General features: G+C 64.9%; 4 protein-coding genes. All 4 read left to right on the top strand.

Annotation, left to right across the window (positions count from 1 at the left end):
• The coding region (locus ENZ75_RS22460) for an FAD-dependent oxidoreductase (protein WP_164887931.1) at positions 1-1,894 on the top strand (1,894 nt) is incomplete at its 5' end.
• Between the two features lie 82 nt (positions 1,895-1,976).
• Positions 1,977-3,230, top strand: coding sequence for a sarcosine oxidase subunit beta (locus tag ENZ75_RS22455; protein ID WP_063169865.1), 1,254 nt, complete (start codon positions 1,977-1,979; stop codon positions 3,228-3,230).
• Between the two features lie 70 nt (positions 3,231-3,300).
• Positions 3,301-3,567 carry a sarcosine oxidase subunit delta gene (locus ENZ75_RS22450; RefSeq protein WP_013528149.1) on the top strand — a complete coding sequence of 89 codons (267 nt, stop codon included), beginning with the start codon at positions 3,301-3,303 and terminating at the stop codon, positions 3,565-3,567.
• The coding region (locus ENZ75_RS22445) for a 2Fe-2S iron-sulfur cluster-binding protein (protein WP_128278321.1) at positions 3,564-4,451 on the top strand (888 nt) is incomplete at its 3' end. The genes ENZ75_RS22450 and ENZ75_RS22445, both read left to right, overlap by 4 nt.

Genomic DNA, 4,451 nt, shown 5'->3' with positions numbered 1-4,451 from the left:
CCGCGTGCTGGCACTCAACCGCCGCGCGGACGGCGGCTGGGACGTAGTCACCGAGAAGGGCACGGTCATTGCCGAACACGTCGTCAATGCCGGCGGGCTGTGGGCCAAGCAGGTCGGCCGGATGGCCGGCATCGACCTGCCGGTGTCGCCGATGGAGCACCATTATCTCGTCACCGAGGCGCTGCCCGAAATCCAGGCGCTGGACAAGGAATTGCCGCTGATCGTCGATCTCGAAGGCTTCACCTACATGCGCCAGGAACAGAAGGGCCTGCTGCTCGGCATCTACGAGATCAACCACAAGCACTGGAACATGGATGGGGCGCCGTGGGATTACGGCATTGAACTGATCCAGGAAGACACCGACCGCATCGCCGACGAGTTGGCCCTCGGCTTCAGCCGATACCCCTGCCTGGAGAATGCCGGCATCAAGCGCTGGGTGAACGGCGCCTTCACCTTCTCGCCGGACGGCAATCCGCTGGTCGGCCCGGTGCGCGGGGTTCCCAACTACTGGGTGGCGTGCGGCGTCATGGCCGGTTTCCTGCAAGGCGGCGGGGTCGGCAAGTCGCTTGCCGAATGGATGATCCATGGCGAGCCGGAAGCCGATGTCTACGGCATGGACATCGCCCGCTATGGCGATTTCGCCTCCAACCGCGAATACATCAGGCAGACCACCGGGCAGTTCTATTCGCGCCGCTTTGTCATGAGCTATCCCAACGAGCAGTTGCCGGCGGGGCGGCCCTTGAAGACAGCCGGCGCGCATGACGCGATGGATGCCGCCGGCGCGCGCTGGGGCAATTCATGGGGCATGGAAGTGCCGCTCTATTTCGCGCCGCATGGCTTCGTCGAGACACCGACGCTGAAGCGCTCCAACGCCTTCGACATCGTCGCACAGGAGTGCCGCAAGGTGCGCGAGGGCGTCGGTCTGCTCGATATCACTGCCTTCTCACGCTACGAAATCGCCGGGCCGCAGGCGGAAGCTTGGCTCGACCGGCTGCTTGCCTGTGCGCTGCCCAATCCGGGTCGCGCCAAGCTCGCGCCTATGCTCGGCGAAAACGGCAAGCTCAAGGGCGACCTCACCGTCTTCAACTGGGGCGATGGCTCCTGGTGGATCATGGGATCCTACTATCTGCGGCAGTGGCATATGCGCTGGTTCGAGCAGCATATGAGCGACGGCGTCACCGTCCGCGACATTTCAGACGCGGTCGTCGGTTTCTCGCTGGCTGGTCCCAATGCGCGAATGTTGCTTGAGCGCCTCACACATCAGGACGTTTCGCACGAGGCCTTTGGCTTTCTAGCCTGCAAGACATTGGATGTCGGGCTGGTGCGGGCCAAGGTCGGACGGCTCTCGGTCATCGGCGAACTCGGCTACGAGATCCATTGCCAGGCCAATGAGCACGCGGGCCTGCGCCGCGCTCTGCTGACGGCAGGCAAGTATCTGGGCGTCACCGAATACGGCTTCAGCGCGGTCAATTCGCTGCGGCTCGAAAAGAGCTTTGGTATCTGGTCGCGCGAGTTCACGCAGGACTATACGCCCGATGAGACCGGGATGGACCGCTGGATCGCTTTCGACAAGGGCGATTTCATCGGCCGCGAGGCGGCCCGGAAGGAGCTGAAGGCTTCATCGAGGCGCACGCTGGTGACGCTCGAAATCGACGCGGCGGACGCCGATGCCAGCGGTTACGAGCCGGTCTGGTATAGAGGCAAGCTTGCTGGCTTCGTCACCTCGGGCGGCTACGGCCATACGGTCGGCAAGAGCCTCGCCATGGCGCTGGTCGAGCGCGAAGTGGCTGATATCGATACGCAGTTGACAACCCACATCGTCGGCGTCGAAAGAGGTGCGCGCGTCATCGCCTCGTCGCCATACGATCCACTGGGCAAGGCGATGCGGGCATGACCGATCGAACCGGTGACGTCGGTGCGGAAGACCATGCGATGATCCACGTTTCTTTCCGAAAATCAGGCCGGTCCGGCACGTCATGACCACACGCTATTCCGCCTTTTCGCTGTTCAAGGAGGGCCTGGCCGGCCAAACCGGCTGGCAACCGGCGTGGCGCTCGCCCGAGCCGAAACTGTCCTATGATGCGATCGTCATCGGTGGCGGCGGCCATGGGCTGGCAACGGCCTATTACCTGGCCAAGAACCACAACATCACCAGGGTAGCGGTGCTGGAAAAAGGCTGGATCGGCGGCGGCAACACCGGCCGCAACACCACCGTGGTGCGCTCCAACTACTATTATCCGGAGAGCGTCGAGCTATACGGGCTGGCGCACCGGCTCTATGAGGGATTGTCGAAAGAGCTCAACTACAACGTCATGCTGTCGCAACGCGGCATGGTCAATCTCTGCCACTCGACCGGCGAGATGGAGATCGGCGCCCGCACCGTCAACGCCATGCAGATCAACGGCATCAATGCAGAGCTGTTTTCGCCTGACGATGTGCGCCGGGTGGCGCCGATCTACAATTTTTCACCGGACGCACGCTTCCCGGTGTTCGGCGGTATCTGGCAAGGCAGGGCCGGAACGGCACGCCATGATGCGGTCGCCTGGGGCTATGCGCGGGCCGCAAGCCGACTCGGCGTCGACATCATCCAGAACTGCGAGATCACCGATTTCATCATCGAGGGCGGCCGCTGCCGTGGCGTCCAGACCTCGCGTGGCGCGATCCGTGCCGAGCGTATCGGCATGGCGGTGGCCGGGCATTCTTCGGTGCTGGCGGCCAAGGCCGGCTTCCGCCTGCCGATCAATTCCTATGCGCTGCAGGCCTGCGTGTCCGAACCGGTCAAGCCGATCCTCGACACGGTGGTGCTGTCGCCCGGCTGCGGCGTCTATGTCAGCCAGTCGGACAAGGGCGAGATCGTCATCGGCGGCGGGCTCGACCGCATCCCCTCCTACGCGCAGCGCGGCAATCTGCCGACGCTGGAGGGGGTGATCGCCGGCCTTTTGGAGATGTTCCCGATCTTCGGCCAGCTCAAGCTGATGCGGCAATGGGCTGGGATCGTCGATGTCGTGCCGGACTCCTCGCCGATCATCGGCCCCTCGCCGCTGCCCGGCCTGTTCCTCAATTGCGGCTGGGGCACGGGCGGCTTCAAGGCCATTCCCGCAGGCGGCACGCTGCTGGCGAACCTGCTGGCGACTGGCGAACACAACCACATCAGCCGTCCGTTCGACCTTGATCGCTTCGCCAGCGGGCGGCTGATCGACGAAGCGGCCGGCTCCGGCATCGCGCACTGATGCATGTCGCCCAAAAGTACGCAGCGGTTTGGGGAGAACGACATGCATAAAGACGAAGATTGAGGATTTTATGCAGCTTTTCCCTTGCCCATTCTGCGGCCCGCGCGACGAAACCGAATTCCACTATGGCGGCGATGCCGGAAATGCGCGGCCGGATGGCGCCGATGTGCCGATCGATCGCTGGGCTGATTACCTCTATCTGCGCACCAATCCGAAAGGCACGGCGCGCGAAATCTGGGTTCACATGAACTGCGGCGAGTTCTTCGTCATGGAGCGCGACACCGTCACCCACAAGGTGCTGTCCTCGGCCGCACTCGGCGGGGAGCACGTCGCGTGACCGCCTCGCGCCTTGCCACCGGCGGCAGCGCCATCGACCGCTCGCGCCCGATACGCTTCAGCTTCGACGGCACCACCGTGCAAGGCTTTGCCGGCGACACCATCGCCTCGGCGCTGCTGGCGGGTGACGTCGCGGTCGTCGGCCGCAGCTTCAAATACCACCGGCCGCGCGGCATATGGGGCGCCGGCGTCGAGGAGCCAAATGCGCTGGTCGATCTCGGCGGCACGCGGGCGACGCCGAACACCCGCGCCACGACCGAGCCGGTGCGCGACGGACTGGTGGCGAAAAGCGTCAACGCCACGCCCAGCGCACTGGCCGACCGCAACGCCTTCCTGGACCGTTTTGCGCGCTTCATCCCGGCCGCGTTCTACTACAAGACCTTCATGTGGCCGGACTGGCACAGGTTCGAGCCGCGCATCCGCGCCATGGCGGGGCTGGGCACAGTCGACGCCGACTGGACCTCGCCCGGCATGGCCGACCAGATCAACCATCATTGCGATGTGCTGGTTGTAGGCGCGGGACCGGCCGGGCTGGCGGCGGCAGGGCTGGCGTCCGGTGCTGGCCTGACCGTCACACTGGTCGACGACCAGCAGAGCCCCGGCGGATCGCTCGGCCATCGTGCCGCGGAGATCGACGGCAAGCCGGCGGCCGTATGGGGCAAGGAGACGATTGCCGGGCTTGCCGCTGGCGGTCCCCTCATCCTGCCTTCGACCACCGCCTTCGGCATTTACGACCACAATCTGGTCGGGCTGAACCAGCGTCATCTCGACGGCCGGCCGGATACGCTGTGGCGGGTCAGGCCGCGCCAGATCGTGCTGGCGACCGGCGCCATCGAGCGGCCGCTGCCTTTCGCCAACAACGATCTGCCGGGCATCATGTCGGCG

It is taken from the genome of Mesorhizobium sp. M7A.F.Ca.CA.002.04.1.1, assembly GCF_004022805.1.
GTDB lineage: Bacteria > Pseudomonadota > Alphaproteobacteria > Rhizobiales > Rhizobiaceae > Mesorhizobium > Mesorhizobium ciceri.
Note: the sequence above shows the minus strand (reverse complement) of the source record. Positions and strands in the feature narration are given on the sequence as shown.